21 protein-coding genes and 1 pseudogene are annotated in these 21,911 nt (G+C 60.9%); 6 read left to right on the forward strand and 16 right to left on the reverse strand.

The window, feature by feature from the left end; all coding sequences use genetic code 11:
* Positions 1 to 21 precede the first annotated feature (21 nt).
* The 4 genes from FFR93_RS24620 to FFR93_RS24635 are packed head-to-tail and all read right to left on the reverse strand — an operon-like array spanning position 22 to position 4,630.
* Entirely contained in the window at positions 22 to 1,266 is a 1,245-nt protein-coding gene (locus tag FFR93_RS24620) for an O-antigen ligase family protein (protein WP_138395101.1), read from the reverse strand.
* Positions 1,263 to 2,825: an undecaprenyl-phosphate glucose phosphotransferase gene (locus tag FFR93_RS24625; RefSeq protein ID WP_138395102.1), complete on the reverse strand. Its 1,563-nt coding sequence runs from the start codon at positions 2,823 to 2,825 to the stop codon at positions 1,263 to 1,265. Before FFR93_RS24625 ends, FFR93_RS24620 begins: the two co-directional genes overlap by 4 nt.
* Before the next feature lie 56 nt (positions 2,826 to 2,881).
* Entirely contained in the window at positions 2,882 to 4,051 is a 1,170-nt protein-coding gene (locus tag FFR93_RS24630; protein ID WP_138395103.1) for a glycosyltransferase, read from the reverse strand.
* A 3-nt stretch (positions 4,052 to 4,054) separates the two neighbouring features.
* Positions 4,055 to 4,630 (reverse strand): polysaccharide biosynthesis/export family protein, encoded by a 576-nt coding sequence (locus tag FFR93_RS24635; RefSeq protein WP_064706893.1) that lies wholly within the window; start codon positions 4,628 to 4,630, stop codon positions 4,055 to 4,057.
* A gap of 189 nt (positions 4,631 to 4,819) precedes the next feature.
* Here FFR93_RS24635 and FFR93_RS24640 point away from each other — a divergent pair, with 189 nt between their 5' ends.
* Complete coding sequence (locus FFR93_RS24640) at positions 4,820 to 6,994, forward strand: Wzz/FepE/Etk N-terminal domain-containing protein (protein WP_138395104.1); 2,175 nt, start codon at positions 4,820 to 4,822, stop codon at positions 6,992 to 6,994.
* A 27-nt stretch (positions 6,995 to 7,021) separates the two neighbouring features.
* Here FFR93_RS24640 and FFR93_RS24645 read toward each other — a convergent pair whose 3' ends face one another.
* Entirely contained in the window at positions 7,022 to 8,263 is a 1,242-nt protein-coding gene (locus FFR93_RS24645; RefSeq protein ID WP_138395105.1) for a GNAT family N-acetyltransferase, read from the reverse strand.
* Positions 8,264 to 8,381: 118 nt separating this feature from the next.
* Positions 8,382 to 8,591: a DUF2842 domain-containing protein gene (locus tag FFR93_RS24650; protein ID WP_064706896.1), complete on the reverse strand. Its 210-nt coding sequence runs from the start codon at positions 8,589 to 8,591 to the stop codon at positions 8,382 to 8,384.
* Between the two features lie 114 nt (positions 8,592 to 8,705).
* On the opposite strand from FFR93_RS24650, the gene FFR93_RS24655 reads away from it, so the two are divergent.
* Complete coding sequence (locus FFR93_RS24655; protein WP_138395106.1) at positions 8,706 to 9,809, forward strand: COX15/CtaA family protein; 1,104 nt, start codon at positions 8,706 to 8,708, stop codon at positions 9,807 to 9,809.
* Between the two features lie 22 nt (positions 9,810 to 9,831).
* Here FFR93_RS24655 and FFR93_RS24660 read toward each other — a convergent pair whose 3' ends face one another.
* The 7 genes from FFR93_RS24660 to FFR93_RS24690 form a co-directional block, all read right to left on the reverse strand.
* Positions 9,832 to 10,623, reverse strand: coding sequence for a sulfite exporter TauE/SafE family protein (locus tag FFR93_RS24660; RefSeq protein ID WP_138395107.1), 792 nt, complete (start codon positions 10,621 to 10,623; stop codon positions 9,832 to 9,834).
* A gap of 4 nt (positions 10,624 to 10,627) precedes the next feature.
* Positions 10,628 to 11,560: an N-acetyl-gamma-glutamyl-phosphate reductase gene (gene argC / locus FFR93_RS24665; protein WP_138395108.1), complete on the reverse strand. Its 933-nt coding sequence runs from the start codon at positions 11,558 to 11,560 to the stop codon at positions 10,628 to 10,630.
* 62 nt (positions 11,561 to 11,622) lie between these two features.
* On the reverse strand, positions 11,623 to 12,585 hold the full coding sequence (gene speB, locus FFR93_RS24670) for an agmatinase (protein WP_064711195.1): 963 nt from the start codon (positions 12,583 to 12,585) through the stop codon (positions 11,623 to 11,625).
* 223 nt (positions 12,586 to 12,808) lie between these two features.
* Entirely contained in the window at positions 12,809 to 13,999 is a 1,191-nt protein-coding gene (gene cml, locus FFR93_RS24675) for a CmlA/FloR family chloramphenicol efflux MFS transporter (RefSeq protein WP_138395109.1), read from the reverse strand.
* Between the two features lie 301 nt (positions 14,000 to 14,300).
* Positions 14,301 to 14,768 (reverse strand): 30S ribosomal protein S9, encoded by a 468-nt coding sequence (rpsI, locus tag FFR93_RS24680; RefSeq protein WP_047616469.1) that lies wholly within the window; start codon positions 14,766 to 14,768, stop codon positions 14,301 to 14,303.
* 2 nt (positions 14,769 to 14,770) lie between these two features.
* Positions 14,771 to 15,235, reverse strand: a complete 465-nt coding sequence (gene rplM / locus FFR93_RS24685; protein ID WP_012483399.1) for a 50S ribosomal protein L13 — start codon at positions 15,233 to 15,235, stop codon at positions 14,771 to 14,773.
* Between the two features lie 313 nt (positions 15,236 to 15,548).
* The gene (locus tag FFR93_RS24690) at positions 15,549 to 16,448 is read right to left on the reverse strand and encodes a LysR family transcriptional regulator (RefSeq protein WP_171049248.1); all 900 of its coding nucleotides are present in this window, start codon (positions 16,446 to 16,448) and stop codon (positions 15,549 to 15,551) included.
* A gap of 72 nt (positions 16,449 to 16,520) precedes the next feature.
* Here FFR93_RS24690 and FFR93_RS24695 point away from each other — a divergent pair, with 72 nt between their 5' ends.
* Together FFR93_RS24695 and FFR93_RS24700 are read left to right on the forward strand one after the other, a co-directional pair.
* Positions 16,521 to 16,751 (forward strand): DUF1127 domain-containing protein, encoded by a 231-nt coding sequence (locus FFR93_RS24695; RefSeq protein WP_138395111.1) that lies wholly within the window; start codon positions 16,521 to 16,523, stop codon positions 16,749 to 16,751.
* 100 nt (positions 16,752 to 16,851) lie between these two features.
* Positions 16,852 to 17,679, forward strand: a complete 828-nt coding sequence (locus FFR93_RS24700; protein ID WP_138395112.1) for an enoyl-CoA hydratase — start codon at positions 16,852 to 16,854, stop codon at positions 17,677 to 17,679.
* Here the strand turns inward: FFR93_RS24700 and FFR93_RS24705 are convergent, their stop codons facing one another.
* Both FFR93_RS24705 and FFR93_RS41590 read right to left on the reverse strand, forming a co-directional pair.
* Positions 17,680 to 18,516, reverse strand: coding sequence for an EamA family transporter (locus FFR93_RS24705; RefSeq protein ID WP_138395113.1), 837 nt, complete (start codon positions 18,514 to 18,516; stop codon positions 17,680 to 17,682).
* Between the two features lie 473 nt (positions 18,517 to 18,989).
* A pseudogene (locus tag FFR93_RS41590) lies at positions 18,990 to 19,174 on the reverse strand (hypothetical protein).
* Positions 19,175 to 19,315: 141 nt separating this feature from the next.
* Here FFR93_RS41590 and FFR93_RS24715 point away from each other — a divergent pair.
* Together FFR93_RS24715 and FFR93_RS24720 are read left to right on the forward strand one after the other, a co-directional pair.
* Positions 19,316 to 19,744 (forward strand): CoA-binding protein, encoded by a 429-nt coding sequence (locus FFR93_RS24715; protein ID WP_138395114.1) that lies wholly within the window; start codon positions 19,316 to 19,318, stop codon positions 19,742 to 19,744.
* A gap of 117 nt (positions 19,745 to 19,861) precedes the next feature.
* Positions 19,862 to 21,145, forward strand: a complete 1,284-nt coding sequence (locus tag FFR93_RS24720) for an O-acetylhomoserine aminocarboxypropyltransferase (RefSeq protein ID WP_138395115.1) — start codon at positions 19,862 to 19,864, stop codon at positions 21,143 to 21,145.
* A 367-nt stretch (positions 21,146 to 21,512) separates the two neighbouring features.
* Here FFR93_RS24720 and FFR93_RS41015 read toward each other — a convergent pair whose 3' ends face one another.
* Positions 21,513 to 21,893 carry a hypothetical protein gene (locus tag FFR93_RS41015; RefSeq protein ID WP_171049250.1) on the reverse strand — a complete coding sequence of 127 codons (381 nt, stop codon included), beginning with the start codon at positions 21,891 to 21,893 and terminating at the stop codon, positions 21,513 to 21,515.
* Positions 21,894 to 21,911: the final 18 nt, after the last annotated feature.

Here is a 21,911-nt window from a genome sequence, read left to right on the forward strand (position 1 = left end):
TAAGCCGAGAGGCGGGAGGACCTAGGCCGTTCCCCTGGGCATTCGGCCGCGTCTGCGACGCGCTTCCAGCGCCGCGCAGCCCCAGACCGTGCCGAAGAGCAGATAGACATGGCGCCAATGGTCGATGTCGATGACATTGCCGATCGCCGCGTGGCCGAGAACGGAGATCCAGGCAATCATCAGGAAGGGTTGCCATGGCCGATCGAACAGCAGGTTCCGGAAACCCAGAATGAGCGTCCAGAGGAGCATTCCGACATAGCTGACGAAGCCGAGCCAGCCGTAGGAGGTGAGCGATTTCAGCCAGATATTATGCTCGTCTTCAGGAAACATCGTGCCGAACACGAGCGGCCCGATGCCGAGCGGGCGCTCCATCATCATGGTGAAGCCGATCCGGTGGCGCTCGAACCGGCCGAGATGTTCGCCGTCATACTGCTGCACGAGCTGAGCGCGTGCCGAGAACAGCTCTGCGACCTTCGGGATCTGCAGCGCCACCAGCAGTGATGCGACCAGCATGATGATCGCCGCCAGCGACAGGATCAGCACTCGCAAACGGAAGACGCCGCTGCGTTCCTTCAGCAGCATGATGAAAATCAGGAGCATTACGCCCAGCGCAAAGAGCCCCCAGGCGGCGCGGGAAAAGGAGAGGAAAATACCGAGCGCAATCACCAGAAGGGCGGCTGCCTTCAAGGGCGATTTCTTTAAGTCCCCGGTCAGAATGCCGTGGATGAGGTGGAGCGACGGCGGCACCAGGAAGGGGCCGAAGACGTTCGGATCCTGGAATGCGCCTTTGGCGCGGTCGTAGAGAGTGAACACTTCCGAGCCGGGGAAGGCGTGGAAGTAGCCGAGCACGCCAAGCGCCGACGTGGCGACGGCGGCCAGGGTCCAGGCGTTGAAGATCAGCGGCAGCCGTTTATGGCTGTCCTCGATGATTGCCGCGTAGAAAACCGCGGTCAGCGCCAGGAAGGTCGAGACAGCGATATACATCGGCGCCGTCGCAAGGTCCTTCATCTGGGTCAGCGACAGCATGCCGCCGATATTGAAAGTGAGCAGCAGGGCAAGCAACGGCGCGACGCCGCGCGAAATCTTCAGGCCGAGGATGAACCAGAGGCCGATCAGCCCTGCCATCCAGAGTTCATAGGGCGCCGGCTCATCGATGACGAAGCCGGAGAGGAAAACGCCAATGGCGACAACAGCCGAGCCGATCAGGCGCAGCGCTGCCCTCTGCGGCTGGGCGACACGCGAATATGTCGCCTTGACCGCGCTCAATAGGCATTTTCCGTGTTGAGCAGCCGGATCGGCGTCAGGAACAGAATCTTAAGATCGAACCAGAGCGACCAGTTCTCGATATAGTAGAGGTCGTAGGCCGTGCGGAACTTGATCTTCTCGTCATTGTCGACCTCTCCGCGCCAGCCATTGATCTGCGCCCAGCCGGTGACACCGGGCTTGACGCGGTGGCGGGCGAAATAACCTTCGACGACATCGGCGAAGGCGCGGTCGCGCGCCTGGGCAAGAACCGCATGCGGGCGCGGACCGACCAGCGAGAGTTCTCCCCGCAGCACGTTGAAGAGCTGCGGCAGCTCGTCGATCGAAGTCTTGCGGATGAACTTGCCGACGCGGGTGACGCGCGGATCGCCCTTGACCACCGCGGCCTTGCCTGTGGGGTCGGCCATGTTGGTGTACATCGAGCGGAACTTGAAGACGTTGATGACTTCGTTGTTGAAGCCGTGACGCTTCTGCATGAAGAAGACAGGGCCCTCCGAGGTCGCCTTGATGGCGATCGCAGTTGCGACCATCAGCGGCCAGAGCAGTGCAAGCGCAATCAGGGTGAAGAAGATGTCGAAGCCGCGTTTGGCCACGGAATCCCAGTCGCGGATCGGCTTCTTGAAAATGTCGAGCATCGGTACGGCGCCGACATGGGAATAAGCGCGCGGCCGGAAGCGCAGCCGGTTGGCATGCGCGGCAAGGCGGATATCGACCGGCAGGACCCAGAGCTTCTTCAGGAGATCGAAGATGCGGGCTTCGGCCGAAAGCGGCAGGGCGATGATCAGCATGTCGATGCGCGTCAGCCGCACGAATTCGACGAGCTCGGCCACTGTGCCGAGCTTCGGGTAACCGGCGACCATGATTGGTGAGCGCTTTTCGCCGCGGTCGTCGAAGATGCCGCAGATGCGTATGTCGTTATCCGCCTGCTGTTCGAGCATCCGGATCAGCTCTTTGGCGGGCTCGCCGCCGCCGACGATGACGGCACGCCGCTCCATGACGCCGTTGCGCGCCCAGTTGCGGATGCCGTAGGCGACGAGGAAGCGTTCGGTTGCGAGAAAGAGCGCCCCGGCGATGAACCAGGGAAGGTAGGCATCGACCATCGCCCATGTGGTGCCGCGGATGAGCGCGAACAGGCCTATGGTGAGGACGAGCGCGATCGTCCACGCTGCGACAATGCGGGGCATTAGCCGCAGCTTCGCGCGAAGTGCGGGAATGGTATAGGTGTCGGCGATCTGCAGGGCGACGCCAGTCAAGGCTGAAGCGATCGCCGCCATGCCCGCCCGCACCAGCAGGGTATCGCTGCCGTCGCCGGGCCAGAAGTAGTGGACGATCAAGGCGATCGAAAAGAGCGCCAGGAGTTCCAGGAGCCGCAATTGGCCGATAACGATGACAGGCGAACGCGTCCCGTCGCGGAACTGTTCGGCGATCTGCCGGGCATAGGGGTTGATTTCGATCGGTCCGGAGGAGTGCTCCTGACCTGCGTTGCCGCGCGCCTCGACGTCGGAGACCTGCTTGCGCAGCGCTTCCAAGTCGAATTGATCGCCTCTTTCCAGTTTGTTCATGGGGTTTTATCGCTCGTTGTCAGCAAGCGAAATACCAGAAAGCCCCTAAGAAATATTTACGGCGCGCCGGACATTGCTTGTCCGGCGGTGGGATTGACCAGCTCATGGTACAGTTTGAGGACATCCTGAGCCATCACCGTCGACGAGAACACAGCCTTTATTGCTTCGCGCGGCGGCATTGTTCTGGAGTGCCAGCCAGGCGTACTCAACGCTTCCGCCATGACGCGGGCAAGATCGTCGGAATTGCCGGGCTCTACAAGGGCCGGACTGTCCTTGCCGAGCACCTCGGGAATGCCGCCGACGCGGCTTGCAATGATCGTTTTGCCGGCGCCGAGCCCCTCGAGCACGATATAGGGCATGGCTTCGGCGCGAGACGGGACGACGAGATTTTGCGCCATGGCAAAGGCTTCGTGGACGCGCATTGCCGGCAGCATCCCGATACGTTTGCCGAGACCGCGTTCGACCATCATCTCGCGGTAGCGGTCTCGGTCAGGTCCGTCGCCGATCATCAGCGCCGAAAGGGGCCTGCCGAGCAGCCGCTCGGTCTTGGCGAAGGCATCGACAAACAGATCGGGACCCTTGAGGTCCCGAAGCATTCCCACATAGATGAAATGCACGGCATCCGACCGGGTGTGGATCGGCTCGAATTCACGGTCTCCGATGCCGTTATAGATCAGTTTCGTCTTCGTCCGCGGCTTGCCCACCTTGCGCATGTAGGTGTCCCGCTCATACTCGCAGATGAAGACCAGCGCATCGGTGAAATATTCCTGCAGGCGTTCCATCCTGAGGACGAATTGTCCGCTGAGCGAGGAGCGCGAATAATGCAGGCTTCCGCCATGCGCGGTATAGAGGCGGGCTACGCGATACCTGTTCACCCGCAAGGCTGAGCCGGCAAGTCGCGCGAGCACGCCGCCCTTGGCGCCGTGCCCGTGCAGCACATCCGGCCGCAAACTTTTGATCTTCTTGTATGTGTCCCACATCGTCGCGATATCGGACGGGCTGACAGAGCGCCGGATCGGCACCCGCGTCAGGCCGAGCGACAGGTAGGGACGAATATCGTCGAACAATCTGTCCTCGTGCTCGCCTCCGGTCGAGCTGTCGCAGAGGATGCCGATGTCATGGCCTGCCTTGCTATGTTCTTCGACCAGGTCGCGGACATGGCGGAAAATCCCGCCGACCGGCGACCTGAAGCAGTGGAGGATGCGGAGCGGCTTTTCCTGTGCCATTACTCAAAAGAGCCGTTCGCGTACGTAGATCGTATCGCCGGCGATGATCGGGCCGGATATGTTGATGCGGCCGGTCAGCACCTGCCCGTTTATCTTGCGGGTAACGTCGACCATGCTCTGGTTGGCGCGGCTGGTGAAGCCGCCGGCAACCGCAATGGCGTTCTGCACCGTCATGCCAGGAACATAGGCATATTGGCCGGGCTGGCCGACTTCGCCCATGATGAAGATCGAGCGGTAACGGTCGACGTCGATGGTGACGTCCGGATCGCGAAGATAGCCCTGCTGCAGTTTCTGGGCGATCTGGCCTGAAAGTTGCTGCAGGGTTCGGCCGCGGGCAGGGACCTGGCCGATGAGGGGGAAGGCAATATAGCCGGCCTGATCCACCGTGTAGGTGTTGGTCAGGCTCTGCTGGTCGAAGACGGTGATGCGTAGCCGGTCGCCGCTGTCGAGCGTGTAGGGCTGGATGGTCGCCTCGTTGAAGGCCTTTGGAGCCGGCTTGTACGTCGTGCATCCGCCCAATGCTGCCGTCATGGCTGCAAGGCTCAGGGCCAAAAGGATATTGGGCGGGGCGACAGACATCCGCTTGTGCTCACAGAAAATGAACTTGGTGCAGTCGTTATCGATCCGTTAGGGTTAATGCCTGGTAAAAGACGCGCGACAATTTCCGAGTTCTTTGCCGCCCCGCGCTATTTCTTGGCAAGATCATTATTAACCGTTGAGTTACCATGGTCGTTTACTCTTGCGGCACCTTTGTTGTGGAGTAAGAGCATGTCCGGCGTAGTGCGTGATCAGGATGTGGACATTGACCTCGGCCAGTTGGCTCGCGCCGTCTGGGCGCGCCGGCTCAGGATATTGACGATCACGCTCGTGGCGGCCGGCGTCGCCTTTGCCGGCGCCAAGCTCATCTCGCCGCAATATCGCAGCGAAACACGCATTCTCATCGAGCCCCGCGCGCCGGCCTTTGCCAGCACCCAGCAGGCGAACGACGCCGGCGCCGGCCCACTGATGGACGAACTGAATATCGCCAGCCAGGTGCAGCTCCTGCAATCTGCCGATCTCCTTAAGAAGGTGATCAACGACCTGAAGCTCTATGATCTGCCGGAATTCGACGACGCCGCCAACGGCTCGGCTATGAACAGCATCCTCGTGAAGCTGCATCTGAAGAAGAACCCGATGGAGAACCCGCCGGAAGAACGGGTAATCGACGCTTTCGTCGAGCGGCTGCAGGTCTACCAGGTGCCGGGTTCGCGCGTCATCGGCATCAATTTCACGTCAAAGGATCCGAAGCTCGCCGCCACCATTCCGAACGCTATGGCGAATGTCTATCTTTCCACTCAGAGCGGCGCCAAGCTCGATTCCAATTCGGAAGCGACGCGCTGGCTTGAGCCGGAGATCGAAAACCTGCGACAGAGGGTCAGCGAGGCCGAAAAGAAGGTTGCCGAATATCGCACCACCCACGGTCTGCTGCAGACGAACGGCACGACCACATTTCCCGCCCAGCAGCTTAATGACATCTCCGCAGAACTCACCCGCGTGCGGGGCGACAAGGCCAATGCCGAGGCGAGGGCACAGGCGGTGCGCAATGCGCTGTCATCGGGAGAAGCGTCCGACACGCTGCCTGACATCATATCCTCTCAGGCGATCCAGCGTCTGAAGGCGACGGAATCGGGCCTGCAATCGCAAATATCAGATCTGCAGACCAGCCTTCTCAACAGTCATCCCAGGCTGAAGAGTCTGCGCGCCCAGCTCTCCGATATCCGCGGCCAAATTCGCCAGGAGACGCAGAAGATACTGGCTAGCATTGAAAACGAGGCGAAGGTTGCCGACCTCCGCGCGAGCGAACTCGAGCGCCAGAAAGATACAGTGCAAGCCAACAGCGCTCGTGCCGGCGAAGATGAGGTCGGGCTCAACGCACTTGAGCGCGAAGCGAACGCCCAGCGCCAGCTGCTCGAAACCTATCTCGTTCGCTACCGCGAAGCCGCCTCGCGCGCCGACAGCAATTCGAGCCCGGCGGACGCCCGTATCGTCTCCAGGGCCATTGAGCCGGTCGATCCCTATTTCCCGAAGGTGGTGCCGATCGTCGTCGTCGCGGCCGTCGCGACGCTGATCCTGAGTGCCATCGTCACCATGCTCGCCGAACTCTTCAGCGGCCGGGCGCTTCGTCCCGTCGATGCGTCGCGTGACACGATCGAAGCGGAAACGGTCGCCGAGGAGAAGGATGTGCCGCAAGCCGCTGTGGCCATTGCTGCCGTCAGGAGGCCCGTCCAGCCGAGCATGCTCGCCGTTGTCACGGATGATGATGGAACGGACGAGGTCGACGACGTGGAGGCTGCCGAAGAGGTGCCCGAGGACGACAACGAGTTCTCCATTGCCTCTGTTGCGGACTATCTGACCGATAGCCGCGCACCGCTGGCGATCGCCATATCTCCGACTGGTGACAATGGCTCGGCTGCGACGGTTTCGTTGACCCGCATGCTCGCCGATGCCGGCCGGCGCGTGGTTCTGATCGACATGACCGGCTCCGGCTATCCCACAGAACTGATGGCAGAGGACCAGTCCGCGCTCGGCGTTACTGACCTTCTGTGCGGCGAGGCCGCCTTTGGAGATACGATTCATGGCGATCGCCTTTCCGATGCCCATCTGATCCCGCAGGGTCAGAGCGACGCGCGGCGCGCCATGCGCGGTGTCGACCGGCTGTCGCTGCTGCTCGATGCGCTCGCCGCCGCCTACGACCTCGTGGTAGTCGAATGCGGTGCGGCCGATGTCGCCGGCGTCTCGCGGCTGACGCGCAGCCGGGATGTCGAGATCATCCTCTCGCTGCCGCAGCTGGAGGAGACGATCTTCGTTGCCCTGATGACGGAATTCCAGGCGGCGGGTTACGAGCGCGTCGTGCTGATGTCTGCCGGCCAGGCGGACGAGCAGGAGATCGGACAGGCCGCCTAGAGCCGTCGCGAAAAATGGCCAGCTATGTCAGCCGATCCGTGCGCGGATGCCCTGGGCGAGCTTATAGAGTTTCGGACGCGCCTTGATGTGAGCCTTGCCGCGGGTGACGATCCGGTGCGCGGCGGCGGCGGCGACCCCGAACGGGGAGACCGGCAGGACCACGTCATAATGCGCGGTCTCAACGGGTGCCCAGGAACGCTTATAGCTCTGGTCGCCGAGGCCGAAATCGAACAGCGCGACACCCCTGCCATGCAGTCCCGCGATGGTCTGCCAATAGAGAAATTCGCCGGGGCTCGTATCGGGCACAAGATCTTCGTCAATCGCCCCGAACTGGCAGATGACGTGGTCGCCCTTGCGCGAAATGCCCGAGATCGCAGCGATCCGGTCCTTATTCTCGCCCTTCAGCCGCAACGCATGCATCTGCAGCCCGAAATACTGTCTTCTATCATCCCGCTTGTCGATGAGGCCATGCAGGAAGCTCTGCGTCTCCGGATCGGCGAAGACGTCGGGCAGGCCAAGCCTTGCGAAGCGGATACTCTTCAGGCGGAAGAACACATCGAGCAAGTGGTGCTGTTCTTCCGACGTTTCGGGGATGATGTATTCGAAACCACCGACCGCTTCCAGACGCCTCGACTGAACGCGGAATTTCTTACGCCGGCTCTTGGCGTTCAACTGTTTCAGCGTCTCGTCGAAATTGGAGAGCAATGGTAATTGATAAGCGTGGTTCTGGTTCTGCACCATCGGCAGTCCGGTGAGCGGGGTCTGCCGCCCCCGCCATTCCAACGGAATGTTTTGCAGCAGCAACAGATCAGCGTAACCCCTTAAGGCGTGCCGAAGCTGCCCCGCGAATTTCTCCGCGTCGATGCTCCCGCCGCTTTCGGCAAAGTTCCCCGAAAACAGACCGGTATTGATATTGCTGTGATCGGCAGCGATGAACTTCGCGACGGCCAATCCACGGGATTTGACGATCTCGATCGGCAGAATGAAGGCCGTCTCTCCGGCATAGGTGCCCGTGAGGATCGCCAGCGGCCGCTGAAAGGCTTTTACCCAGGCGGCGCACCAATCGTAGCTCTGATGAAGGGAGTGGAGATCGTCCGTCTCCAAGGCCCGCCAATCATCCTCCAGCGGCTGCATCGCATCGAATACCGAGATGTCGATTTTTGCCATGGCAAGTTTCATGCTCACCTGGCGTAGGCGTGAGATTGCCATATCGGCCAGCGCGCCATCGTCTGACGGCTGTTCATCAACATCGAGCTTTTGCGTCTGCACGGGAACTTCTCCGGTCAAAATGCTGAACGGGAAGGTAGGTATGCGGGACGTATAATTGGTTTAACGGCCGTCCATCGGCGAGGTTTTCCGCCGATCACGGTTATTCGGCCGTTAATGCTTACTGCTGGCGCGGCCCGGCCATCCATTTAATGATCAACATTGCCGGCAAGACCCAAAGCAGGCCGGTCAGCAGGAAGTAGAGCAGGTGCCCCCACCAGGGGACGTTGCCGAGCGTCGCCACCGCGACCGTGTTCGCCACCAGCGCATAGACGAGCACGAGCACGATGATAAGGATCGTGCCGATGAATTTGCGGAGACGGACGGGCATTGCTTATCTCTTGTATGGGTAACGTGGAGCGGCGCGACGGCATGCCGCAAAGCTTCGGGGCTTGTTTTGCATGAGCTGGTGGGGCAAATCAACTGCCGGATAGAAGGAGACATCATGGCCGTCGCGAACCCCACCATGGAACAGGCGATCCTGACCGAAGTAGGCAAACAGAACCGCAATCGCCGCGCCTTGCGGCTGTGGCTCGGCGTCGTGCTCTTGGCGCTCTTCTGTCTCGTGCTTGTCGGCGGGGCAACGCGGCTGACCAATTCCGGCCTGTCGATCACCGAGTGGAAGCCGATTCATGGCGTCATTCCGCCGCTGTCGGCCGCCGAATGGGAAGAGGAATTCCGCCTCTACCAGCGCATTCCCGAGTTTCAGCAGTTGAACAGTTCCATGACCGTCGACGAGTTCAAAGGCATCTTCTGGTGGGAATGGGCGCACCGGCTGATCGCCCGTGGCATCGGCGTGATCTTCGCGCTGCCGCTCCTCTATTTCTGGCTGACGGGGCGCATCGAGAAACGCCTGCGCTGGCCGCTTGTCGGTATCCTTGCCCTTGGCGGCCTGCAGGGTTTTATTGGTTGGTGGATGGTGTCTTCCGGCCTGTCGGTCCGCACCGACGTCAGTCAGTACCGGCTGGCAACCCATCTCGTCATGGCTTGCCTGATCTTTGCCGGCTGCATGTGGATCATGCGCGGTCTCTCCCCTCATTCGGACGATCCGGCGCCGGCGCGCAGTTCGCGCGGCTTTGCTGCCGTGATCGCCGTTTTCGCGCTGTTCCAGATCTATCTTGGCGCGCTGGTGGCGGGGCTCGACGCCGGTTTTACCTACAATACCTGGCCGCTGATGGACGGCGCCGTCATTCCCTCCGATCTGCTGATTCAGCAGCCCTTCTGGATCAATGCCTTCGAGAACCCGAAAGCGGTGCAGTTCATCCACCGCATCGGCGCCTATACGCTCTTCGCACTGGTGCTGATCAACATGGTGATCGCCCTTCGCGCGGCACCTTGGACCACCCATGCCCGTCGCGCCGGCTTGCTTTTCGTTCTGGTTACCGTTCAGGCGGCGATCGGCATCGTCACGCTGCTGATGCAGGTGCCGCTTCACTGGGGGCTGCTGCATCAGGCCGGTGCGCTTGTTGTATTCGGTTTCGCCGTCGCCAACTGGCGCGGCTTTTACGGGGAATACCCGCACGAGACAATGATCAGCGAACGCGATTGACAGCGAGAAGCCTTCATTCGTTCTATCGCAGCACGCCGTCGAGCAGCGGCATTCCGATGATGGCGGCGGCCCCAATCAGCACGTAGCAGGCGATGCGAAAGGTCCGCTCCTCGGCAAGCCCGAACAGCTTCGAGCCGCCAAAGAGACCGAGCGCATAACTCGGCAGGATGACGGCGGTGAGGGCGAAGACGGCGGGCACGAACAATCCGCCGATATAATAGCTGATGGCGCTGAAGACGGAGGAGATCGAAAAATAGAGCACGACATTCGCTCTGACCCGCGTGAAGTCGCTCTTGCCGCCTAGCCAATAGGCGACGACAGGCGGTCCGCCGAGCTGCACAGCGCCGCTGAAAAGTCCGGCGATCAGGCCGACGCCACTGCTGAGCGGCGCCGACGGCGCGCCTTGGTAGCGCCATCCCGATACGAGGAGCGCGAGCAGACAGATGGCGATGACCGTGATGCTCCAGCGCAGGAGCGTCGGGTCGAGAAGCGCAAGCAGCGCCGTGCCGACCGGGACGCCGAGCGCAGCACCCGCCGCCATGACGAAGACTTCGGAGCGGTTGGCATTGCGCCAGGCGGGTGGGATCAATCCCGGGGTGGCAATGCCGTCGATGACGAGCAGGATCGGCGAGACCAGCTTCGGCCCGATGATGGCGCCGCCGAGCGGAATGAAGATCAGGGCTGCGCCGAAACCGGAAAAGCCGCGGGCAAGCCCGGCGATGAAGGCAAATGCCATCAACGCGTAGATGCCGTGACCGGGCAGGGCGGCGGCAAACCACGCCTGCATGTCGGCGACAAGCCTATCCAGCATCATGACCTCAGCTGGCGAGCATCAGGTCCATGTTCTGCACGGCAGCACCGGAAGCGCCCTTGCCGAGGTTATCGAGCAGCGCCACCAGATTGACCTGGGAACCGCCCGGCGTACCGAAGACGAAGAGCTTCATCGTGTCCTTGCCCTCGAGTTCGACGGCGTTGACGCGGGGCAGCGCCTTGCTTTCGGCGAGCGGCACGACGGTGACTATGTCCTGCCCGGTATAATGAGCGACGAGCGCGGCGTGGATGCTTTCCATCGTCGTGCCCTCGGCGAGATCGCCGAGATGCAGCGGCACCTGTACGATCATGCCTTGCGCGAACTTGCCGACCGACGGCGAGAAGATCGGCGCGCGGCCGAGCAGACCATGCACGGTCATCTCCGGCACGTGCTTGTGGGTGAGGGGAAGGCCGTAAAGGAAATGCGGCGCGCTGATCGCGTCCGGATGATCCGGATTTTCCATCTGGGCGATCAGCTGCTTGCCGCCGCCGGTGTAACCGGAAACCGCGTTTACCGTGACGGGATAGCCATCCGGCAGAATGCCGGCAGCGCGCAGCGGCCTGATCAGGCCGACGGCGCCCGTTGGATAGCAGCCGGGATTGGCGACGAAGCGGGCCGAAGCAATTTTCCCGGCCTGCTCCTTGTCCATCTCGGCGAAGCCATAGGCCCAGCCCGGGTTGACGCGAAAGGCCGTCGAGGTGTCGATGACGCGGACGTTATTATTGGCCGAAACCATCTGGACTGCTTCCTTCGACGCGTCGTCGGGCAGGCATAGAATGGCAATATCGGCGCTGTTCAGCATGTCCTCGCGCATGGCGGCGTTGCGCCGCTCGGCCTCTGGAATGGACAGAAGCTCGACATCGCGGCGGCCGGCCATGCGCGTGCGGATTTGTAGACCCGTAGTGCCGTGTTCGCCGTCGATGAAGATTTTCGGTGCCATGTTAGACCTGCGCTTTCAAGAGGTTCTGAACGTTTCCGGATTCAATTTGTGAGACTGATGAGTCAGTCGTGTGAAGCTGCGATGGCGCGTCGCTCCGCATGAAGCCCCAGCATATACATTGCCACCGTCGCCCCCGCAATGGCGGTGATATCGGCATGATCGTAGGGCGGCGACACCTCGACGATATCGGCGCCGCGGACATCGAGCTGATGCAGGCGCTGCAGCACCGAGAGGATTTTGGCGCTCGACGGACCGCCGGCAACGGGCGTGCCGGTGCCCGGGGCGAAGGCGGGGTCGAGGCAATCGATATCGAAGGTGAGATAGGCGGGGGCGCCGCGAGTTTGAGAGATGATCGCCGACGCGATGTCGCCGGCATTCATGTCTTCGACCTGATAACCATAGAGAATATTGATGCCGCAATCCTCCGGCGCATGGGTGCGGATGCCAATCTGGATCGAGCGGTCAGGATCGATTATGCCCTCGCGCACTGCCCGCGCTACGAAGGAACCGTGGTCGATGCGCCGCTCTTCGTCGAACCAGGTGTCCTGGTGAGCATCGAACTGCACGAGTGCGAGAGGGCCATGTTTGGCCGCATGGGCTTTCAGCAGCGGCCAAGTGACGTAATGATCACCGCCGAGCGTCAGCAGAAAGGCGCCGCTTTCGAGGATCGCGTTGGCCTGGCGTTCGATGGCAGCAGGCGTGTCCTGATGGTTGCCGTAGTCGAGCAGACAATCGCCATAGTCTATCACGGCCATGTCGGCAAACAGTTCGCGGTTGAAGGGATATTGCGCGTCGTTGTCGAAGACCGCCGAGGCGCGCCGGATCGCCTGGGGACCGAAGCGCGTGCCCGGCCTGTTCGATGTGGCGGCGTCGAAGGGGATGCCCCAGACGGCGACATCGACGCCGGCAAGTTCTTTGGTGAAGCGACGGCGCATGAAGGACAAAGCGCCGGCAAAGGTGGGATCGCTGGCAGCCGAAGTGAGGCTGGTCGCCGTGAAGGCATGATCGATGGTCCTGTTCGCCAAGGGGGGCTCCTTCTCTGTGGGCGCCAACTTAGTCGCTTTCGATGTCGCCCTTATATCGTCCGGCCACCGGTCGCGACCAAGCCGCCGGTCGGCGTCTGCCTGATCCTGCCCCGAAAGGAACTGATGTTTCCTTTCGGGACAGGTAAGGGGTAGGCGAGGTGTGCCGAGATTTCAAGCGATCCCTCGCTGACGACCGCTCTGCCGCCATTCCGCAGCAGCTTCGTCAGATTGCCTTCTTCGGGAGCTGGCGCAATCCGGCTAGCGTTATCAGCGCTGTCGCGCCGGTGTAACCAGCGAGCGGCCAGACCGTGTCGCCATCGAGCAGAAATACGAACAATGTGCCTGCAATACCGACCAGCAGGCTTTCCACGCAGAAGTAGAGCGCCACGGCCGTTCCCGCGGTATTGCCGAAAGCCGCGAGCGCACCGTTGGCCGTGACGGCTGTCGCAAAGACAATGCCGACCGCGATGATCCACATCGGCAGGATGAGGCCGACAAGCGGCGCCTGCAGAAACATCTCTCCCGTGGCGAGCATCACCGCGCCGAGTAGCAGCATCGCCATGCCTCTTGCGAGGCTGCCGGCGATGCCCCAGCGTCTGACGAAGCGTTTGGCAAAGCGCGCCGTCGCGATCATCACCAATGCCACCGAGGCGAAGATGACGCTGAAGGTGAAGCCGGAAAAGCCGGCTCGATCGATCAGGATGCGCGGCGCGGTCGAGAAGAAGACGAAGAAGGCTCCCATCGCCGCGCTGAAGCCGGCCGTGTAGATCCAGAAGGGGAAGCTCGCGAAGATCGGGCGCAATGCGATGGTTGCCGCCGCAGTAGTCGGGCGGGTTTCATGCCACCGCATACCGGCATTGAGAATTGCGACGATCGAGAGCAGGCCGATAACGAGAAAGATCGCTTGCCAGCCATAGCGCTCGGCAATCAGCGCTCCGAGGATCGGCCCGAGCGCAGGCACAAACGATAGCATGGATCCGAGCAGGCTGTAGATCACGCTGCTTTCCGGCCGTTCCGCGTAAACGTCGCGCACCGTCGCGAAGGTGGCGACCAGCGCCGCTGAGGCGCCGATGCCTTGCAGCAATCGCAGGGCAATGAACAGCGACGCGGAGGAGGTCCCGGCAAGCAGGAAGGATGCAAGAGCAAAGAGCGCCGCCCCTCCGAGCAGCACGGGCCGTCGCCCGACGATATCGGAGATCGGACCAAAGACGATCTGGCCGACGCCGAGCACGAGCATATAAAGGCTGAGGGTCAACTGGATGACTTCCGGCGAGGTGCCGAGCGCCTTGGGCATCATCGGCACGACCGGGAGATAGATGTCCATGGCAAGCGACGCGAGGATGTCGAAAGGAGCCATCAGCAACATGGCTGCAGGCACGGAATAATTCCAGGACGGAATTTTCGGATAAGACATGGGTAAGATCCGCTCAAATGATTCATTCGGCGGCAATCTGTCTTTTCATCAGGATTTGCTGGGACAGATGCCGCAACAACAGCGCAGTTGTTGCGGCTTAGTTGTCTGCGGACTTGGTTGTTCCCATGATGCGACCTTGGCTGCGGGTTCGCCCGTTCGCGAAGCGCTTTGCCGGATTTCTACCAGCAGAACCGGGATGCGGCAATGGTGGCCGGCGCAGGCGATCCCAGGAGTTTCTTCAAACCAGCAAACAAAAAGGCCGGGTTTCCCCGGCCTTCGTAATTCCGTCTGTCCGAAGCGATCAACGCTTGGAGAACTGGAACGAACGGCGGGCCTTCGCCTTGCCGTACTTCTTGCGTTCGACGACGCGGCTGTCGCGGGTCAGGAAGCCGCCCTTCTTCAGCACCGAGCGCAGGCCCGGTTCGAAGTAGGTCAGCGCCTTGGAGAGGCCGTGGCGAACCGCACCGGCCTGGCCGGACAGGCCGCCACCGGCAACGGTTGCGACGATGTCGAACTGGCCATCACGGGCAGCCGCGACGATCGGCTGGCGCAGGATCATCTGCAGCACCGGACGGGCGAAATATTCCGCGAATTCCTTGCCGTTGATGATGATCTTGCCGGAGCCCGGCTTGACCCAGACGCGGGCGACAGCGTTCTTGCGCTTGCCGGTGGCGTAGGAGCGGCCGAGCGAATCGACCTTGCGGACATGGGCCGGAGCAGCAGCTTCGGAAGCCGTGCCGAGATCCTTCAGGGAGGAGAGGTCAGCCATGATCAGGCGCTCCTTACGTTCTTTTTGTTGAGCGCGGCAACGTCGAGGGCGACCGGCTGCTGGGCTTCATGGGGATGGTTGGAGCCGGCGTAGACGCGCAGGTTCTTCATCTGGCGACGGCCGAGCGGGCCGCGCGGAACCATGCGTTCGACCGCCTTTTCGAGGACGCGCTCCGGGAAGCGACCTTCGATGATCTGGCGTGCGGTGCGTTCCTTGATGCCGCCGGCATAACCGGTGTGCCAGTAGTAGACCTTGTCGGAATACTTCTTGCCGGTGAAAACGACCTTGTCGGCATTGATTACGATGACGTTGTCGCCGTCGTCAACGTGAGGGGTGAAGGTTGCCTTGTGCTTGCCGCGCAGGCGCATAGCGATGATGGAAGCGAGACGGCCAACGACCAGCCCTTCGGCGTCGATGATCACCCACTTCTTCTCCACCTCTGCAGGCTTCTGAGAGAAGGTTGCCATAGTGAATACTCTCTTTTGGGACCCTTGGCCCGAAGGCTGGAAGGGCGTTTCTTGTTGCTTGGATTGGCAAGCGCGAACGTGCCAAAAAGAAAGCAGCCCGGATAGGCTGCGTTCTGGCGCGGTGTATAAAGCGGATGTGACATAGGGTCAATATCGGGCTCTGCGGTCGCTCAAAAAAAACTAAAAGAAAAACAACGAGTTACTGGTGTGGTGTTATCATACCTCAAATTTGTCGCTTGAAAATCTGCCGAATTTGACATTTTTCACGTCGGCCTGCCCCTTTCGGAGAGCGCGCTTTGGCCGAGGGCGACCGCTAATCTCCCAACGCACGCAGACATTTTATCACCTCCCGAAGGCCGCGTGTCAGATGTTTGTCGCGGCGAAGAACTATGCCGAGGCGGCGTGTCAGCTTCGGCTGCAGCGACGACGTCGTCAGGGGCCTGCCTCGGTCGCGCTTCACCGCCAGCCCCGGCAGGATCGACCAGCCGAGTCCGACCGCCACAAGCTCCTTGATTGCCTCGATACTGCCGAACTCCATCGCCGGTCGCATCCTGGTTTCCGGGGCGGCCAGCCACGCGTCGATTGCCCGCCTCGTATTGCCGCCCTCATAGAGGAGCAGTGTCCTGTCGCGCATGAAGGCGGCGTCCGGTCCACCCTCGGGCACCGGGCTGCCCGCGGGGGCGACGGCCAGCAATTCCTCCTCGTAGAAGGATTCGATCTCCAGGTTCCGTCCCGGTGCCGGCAGGGCCACGACGGCGATGTCGAGACTGTTGGCCTCCAGATCGCGCAAAATATCGTCTGCATTGCCGATGGAGACGGTGATTTCGAGGCCGGGCATGGATTTCCGTGCGGCGGCGATGGCGCCGGGAAGCAGATGGATCGAGGCCGTGCCGCCGCTGCCGATGCGCACCCGTCCGCTGGCGCCATCCCTGTGGGGCATCATCGCTTCTTCCGCCGTGGCCGCTTCCTGAAGCAGACGCCTTGCATGAGAAAGCAGGTCGAGGCCCGCCGCCGTCGGTTGCGCCCGCCGTCCGACGCGCTCGATCAGCCTGACGCCGAGCCGCTGTTCGAGCCCTTTGATCTGCAGGCTCACGGCCGGTTGCGTCACGCCTTCCTTGTCGGCGGCGGCCGTAAAGCTTCCGAGATCGACGACATTGATGAAGGTTGCCAACTGATCGAGGTTAAGGGGCATACCAAAGAAATCCTTATGCATATCATAATATCCATAAGCTTCTTTTGGCGCGCCTTCCAGCGCATCTTTCCTCCACCAGGAAAGGATCAAGAGATGACTGTGGAATTTGGCGAAATCCTAGAGACACCGCGCGACGCCCTTCGGCTGAAACTTCGCGCGATGAGGCGCCTGGGCTGGTGGCTACTGGCGGCCATCGAGGGTCGGCTCGAAAAGCGTCGCAGCCGCCGTAGGCTCTCGGACCTCAGCGATGACGAACTTCGCGACATCGGTCTCACCCCTGCGCAGGTGAAAGCGGAGACGTCGAAATCATGGTTCTGGTTCTGACCCAGACGGCGGCGGCGGGGCAGGGCAGGATCCTGCTCGAAATTGGCGGCGCCTTGTGGCAGAACGGCTAGATGGAAATCGAGCGCAGGGAGCACCCATCATGGCCGAGATCGTATCCTTCCGAAAGGAAGCAGGCAAAACGGAGGGATTGTTGCTCCGCTCGTTGCACGACGGCGTGCTGCGGCTCGTGCTTAACGACCCGCCCGCAAACGCGCTGTCGATCGCGCTTCTCGAAGCGCTGATGGCCGAGCTCGAAAAGGCGGAGGTGGATTTGGATGTGCGCGTGGTTGTCATCGCCTCGACCGGCGCCGTCTTTTCCGCCGGCCATGACCTCAAGGAACTCACGGCCCATCGCGTCGACGAAGATCAGGGCGGCGCTTTCTTCGAGAAGAGCTTCCGGCTCTGCGCCGATTTGATGCTGAAGATTGCGCATCTGCCAAAACCTGTCATCGCCGAGGTCGATGGGCTTGCAACGGCTGCGGGCTGTCAGCTCGTCGCCTCCTGCGATCTGGCTATCTGCACCGACACTTCGACCTTCTGCACGCCGGGCGTCAATATCGGCCTGTTCTGTTCGACGCCGATGGTCGCCGTTTCCCGTGTCGCGCACCGCAAGCAGGCTATGGAGATGCTCTTGACCGGCGAAACGATCGACGCCTCGACCGCCAAGGATTTCGGCCTCGTCAACCGGATCGTGCCGAAGCAATATCTCGCGCAGGTCGTTTCCAAGTATGCAGCCGTGATTGCCGGCAAATCGCCATTGATCCTGAAAATCGGCAAGGAAGCGTTTTATCGCCAGCTCGAAATGCCGGTGGCGGCGGCCTATGACTACGCCTCCAGGGTTATGGTGGAGAACATGCTGACGCGGGATGCGCAGGAAGGGATCGGCGCCTTTCTCGGCAAACGCAAGCCGGAATGGAAGGGCGAATGATCAGGCGAGTTTCAGAAACAGCACGCCCATCGCGATGACGATGCCGGCGACGTAACGCCAGATACCTGCTTTTTCCTTGAATACCGCAACGGAGATTACCAGCGCAAAAAGGATCGAAGTTTCCCGTAGTGCGGCAACCGTCGCCACCGGCGCCTTCGTCATCGCCCAAAGTGCCAGTCCGTAGGATGCAATCGATCCCGCGCCGCCGATAAGACCACGCCACCAGTTGCGGCGAACGTGACGCAGCACCATCAAGCTGCCGCGCTGGGACGCCGCCCACACAAACAACAGCATGGGCGGTAGCAGCGACATCCACAACGTATAAGAAACCGCATTGCCTGAAAGGCGCGCGCCGATGCCGTCGACATAGGTGTAGCAGGCGATGACGAAAGCATTGGCAATGGAGAAGGCGATCGCACGGCCGCTATTTCGCCGAGCCTCCAGGGCGAGCGTCAGGACGCCGGCTGAAATCGTCATGATACCGGCCAGAGCGGCGCCGGAAAGGTTTTCCCGCAGGACAACACCGCTTGTCGCAGCGACCAGCAACGGCGCGCAACCACGCATCAGCGGATAGACGAGGCCGATATCACCGGCTCGGTAGGCCGCGGCTACCAGCTGGAAATAGGCGAACTGCAGGATGGCCGAAGCGCCGATGAACGGCCAGGCAGCGCTTTGCGGCAATGGCAAAAATGCCAGAAACGGCAAAGCTGACACTGCGCCGCCGGCCGAAATCAGCGCCGCATCAAGGGATTTATCACTTCCCGCTTTGACGATCGCATTCCATGTCGCATGCAGGAACGCACCGAACAGAACGAGCAGGATGACGTCGAGGGGCAATGGATAAATCCGGTGCTGCGCGGAGGAAGGCAAGCGCTTCGTCCAACAGGGCAAACTTTTGGAAAGACAACTGGGATTTGCACGAAAATGCATTGCCGCGGGTGCGGATGCTTTCCGAGCTCCAATACCACCCTTTCAATACCCAGACAATGGCGGGGTCTGTCGACAATTTTTACGTGCGCGCGATATGCGTTCAATCCACGCGATCTTCTCAACTATGAGATGTTTCTAATGGACGCGAGAACATAAAGTGATCTTGCAGTGAACATAACAAGAAAACAGACTGGGGGAATTCACGAGTGGATCTTTCTATGTTGCTGAAATACAGATATTATTCTATAACTTTGACATACGTGAATTATAAAGCTTATGATTGTATCATGATGGATAAATCGCAGCGCGCGATTGAGCCGGAAACCTATTCGCAAACGCGAAACGCGTATGCAGCCTGCCGCAGCCACGGCGCAAAAATGTCAAAGCTGATGATGCGGAATGGAAAGCATCCCGTCAAGGTTGTCTATGCTTTGGCAGTTCAAAACGGGGCAGCGGGGATCGTCCTTTGCAGGGATATGCGTCCATTCCGCTAAGCGGTCGCGTCACAATAATTACTGTTGCGGCGCGAGATCGCCAATGCCGGCGTAGCGGCGAGCACAAGCATGAAGGGCAAGAGCAATTTTTCTCATTGAATCATCCTCAGGGCCATTCAACTGCTATATACGCAAAACATGTGCAGCCGGTTTAACCGAAATGCGAAAAATGCCGGCGGGCTCAAAGGCATTCCCGGAATGGAGAAACGGAAATGGATCACGACGTCTACACGGATGATTATCTCGCCGGAATCCTGCAGTCGGTAAAGACCATCGCGTTGACTGGTGCCTCGCCCAATCCGGCCAGACCGAGCAACGGCGTCATGGGTTATCTGTTGTCGCGCGGCTACGAGGTCATACCCGTCAATCCGGGGCAGGCGGGCAAACAGATCCAGGGCCGCACCGTCTATGCCCGGCTTGCCGACGTTCCGGTGCCGATTGATATGGTCGACGTCTTTCGCGCCTCCGAATATCTCGATGGTATCGTCGAGGAGGCGTTGGCGCTGAGGCCGTTGCCGAAGGTCATCTGGGCTCAGCTTGGCGTCCGCGACGATGCCGCGGCGGCAAAGGCGGAGGTTGCCGGCATCAAAGTGGTTATGAACCGCTGCCCGGCGATCGAATATCCCCGTCTCATTGCCTGAGCAGGGCTGCGCTGAGACGGATTTTCCACCGAACGCCCAAGGCTTAAAACGGATCGCGGTTAACTTTCGCTGCCGGCAGGCTATGATCCTGCCCGTCAGCAATAATTGGAGGGCGAGATGGCCAAGAATGATCCTGGATTCAACACCTTGGCGGTCCACGCGGGCGCACAGCCCGACCCGGCGACCGGCGCGCGGGTAACGCCGATTTATCAGACGACCGCTTTCGTCTTCAACGATTCCGATCATGCCGCCGCCCTATTTGGCTTGCAGGCGTTCGGCAACATCTACACCCGCATTATGAACCCGACGCAGGCCGTGCTGGAGGAGCGCGTCGCCGCGCTCGAAGGCGGCACGGCAGCCCTTGCCGTCGCCTCCGGCCACGCGGCGCAGATGATCGTCTTTCACACCATCATGCGCCCAGGAGAAAATTTCATCGCCGCCCGCAAGCTCTATGGGGGCTCGATTAATCAGTTCGGCCATGCTTTCGAGAATTTCGGCTGGCAGGTGCGTTGGGCCGATTCCGCCGATCCGGCGAGCTTCGAAAGCCAGATCGACGACAAGACTCGCGGCATCTTTATCGAGAGCCTTGCCAATCCGGGCGGTACCTTCGTCGATATCGCCGCGATTGCCGACGTCGCGCATCGCAATGGCCTGCCGCTGATCGTCGACAACACGATGGCAACACCCTATCTCATCCGTCCGATCGAACACGGCGCCGATATCGTCGTGCATTCGCTGACGAAATTCCTCGGCGGCCATGGCAATTCCATGGGGGGCCTCATCGTCGACGGCGGCACCTTCGACTGGTCGAAGTCAGGCAATTATCCGATGCTCTCGAGCCCGCGGCCGGAATATAACGGCATGGTGCTGCACGCGACATTCGGTAATTTCGCCTTCGCGATCGCTGCCCGCGTTCTCGGCCTGCGCGACCTCGGGCCGGCGATCTCGCCCTTCAATGCCTTTCTCATCCTAACCGGTATCGAAACACTGCCTCTCAGGATGCAGCGCCACAGCGACAATGCCATCGCCGTGGCGAGATGGCTGAAGGCGCACAGCAAGATCGCCTGGGTGAATTATGCCGGCCTTGAAGACGATCCGAACCATGCCCTGCAGCAGCGCTATTCGCCCAGGGGCGCAGGCTCCGTCTTCACCTTCGGCGTCCAGGGCGGTTATGAGGCCGGCAAGACGCTGGTCGAAGGACTTGAACTCTTCTCCCACCTTGCCAATATCGGCGACACCCGCTCGCTCGTCATCCATCCGGCCTCGACAACGCATCGGCAGTTGAACGACGAGCAGAAGATTGCCGCCGGTGCCGGACCCGACGTGGTGCGCCTTTCCGTCGGGATCGAAGACGTCAAGGACATCATCGCCGATCTCGAGCAGGCGCTCTCGAGGATCTGATGTAGTTCGTCACGTATATCTGACTCGTACGTCAGCACCTTTGACAACTTTTTTGAGCAGGTTGTATTGAGTCGACCGCCGAGGAGCCCTGAAAACAGGGCGCTTTCGGCGCTCGAACTTTGAAAAAGCGGCATTTTAAATTTGTGGTGCTCGAAGGCCGTTTGTTAACCCCTTGCCGCGCGACAGCGGTCGCGGGATGGCGGGCCCGGAAGCCCAATTCAGGGGGGCGAGGGAGAGGGCCGGGTCCTACACTGGCTTGGCGACCGGCCTGAGCTCTCTCAAATAGCCATCCATTCCAAGAAGAAAAAGGTGGGATGTATGCCTCTGTAAGCCTTCTCACTATGACGGATGGAGGTTAACGCAACGTTCAATCTTTCGTGTGCCACTTGCCCGAGGCGAAAACCGCGTGCCAGAATAGTCGTATGAGGGTCATCTTCGTGTTCCAGCGCATGCTTGGCGTGCTCGCAATGCTCGGGGTCGTGTTTGGCCCGGTGAGCATCGGCGTTGCCGAAAGCGCGATGGCCTCTTCGGCTAGTATGTCGGTGTCGAACTCGATGCCCGATATGCACATGTCTGCGGCTGAAACGGAAACGGCAGGGGCGGCGGACGACATGCCGTGCTGCCCCAAAGCCCAGCCCGTTGCGCCTGACTGCCAGAAGAATTGCCCGTTGGCGCTGATCTGCGCCTCAATGGTCTTTGTCCATCCTCTGCAGCTGCCGTCTGGCGATTTGGCGCTCCCTCTGGCCATCTCCTTCCGCGTTTCCCG

It is taken from the genome of Rhizobium sp. MHM7A (assembly GCF_005862215.1).
Taxonomy (GTDB): domain Bacteria; phylum Pseudomonadota; class Alphaproteobacteria; order Rhizobiales; family Rhizobiaceae; genus Rhizobium; species Rhizobium bangladeshense.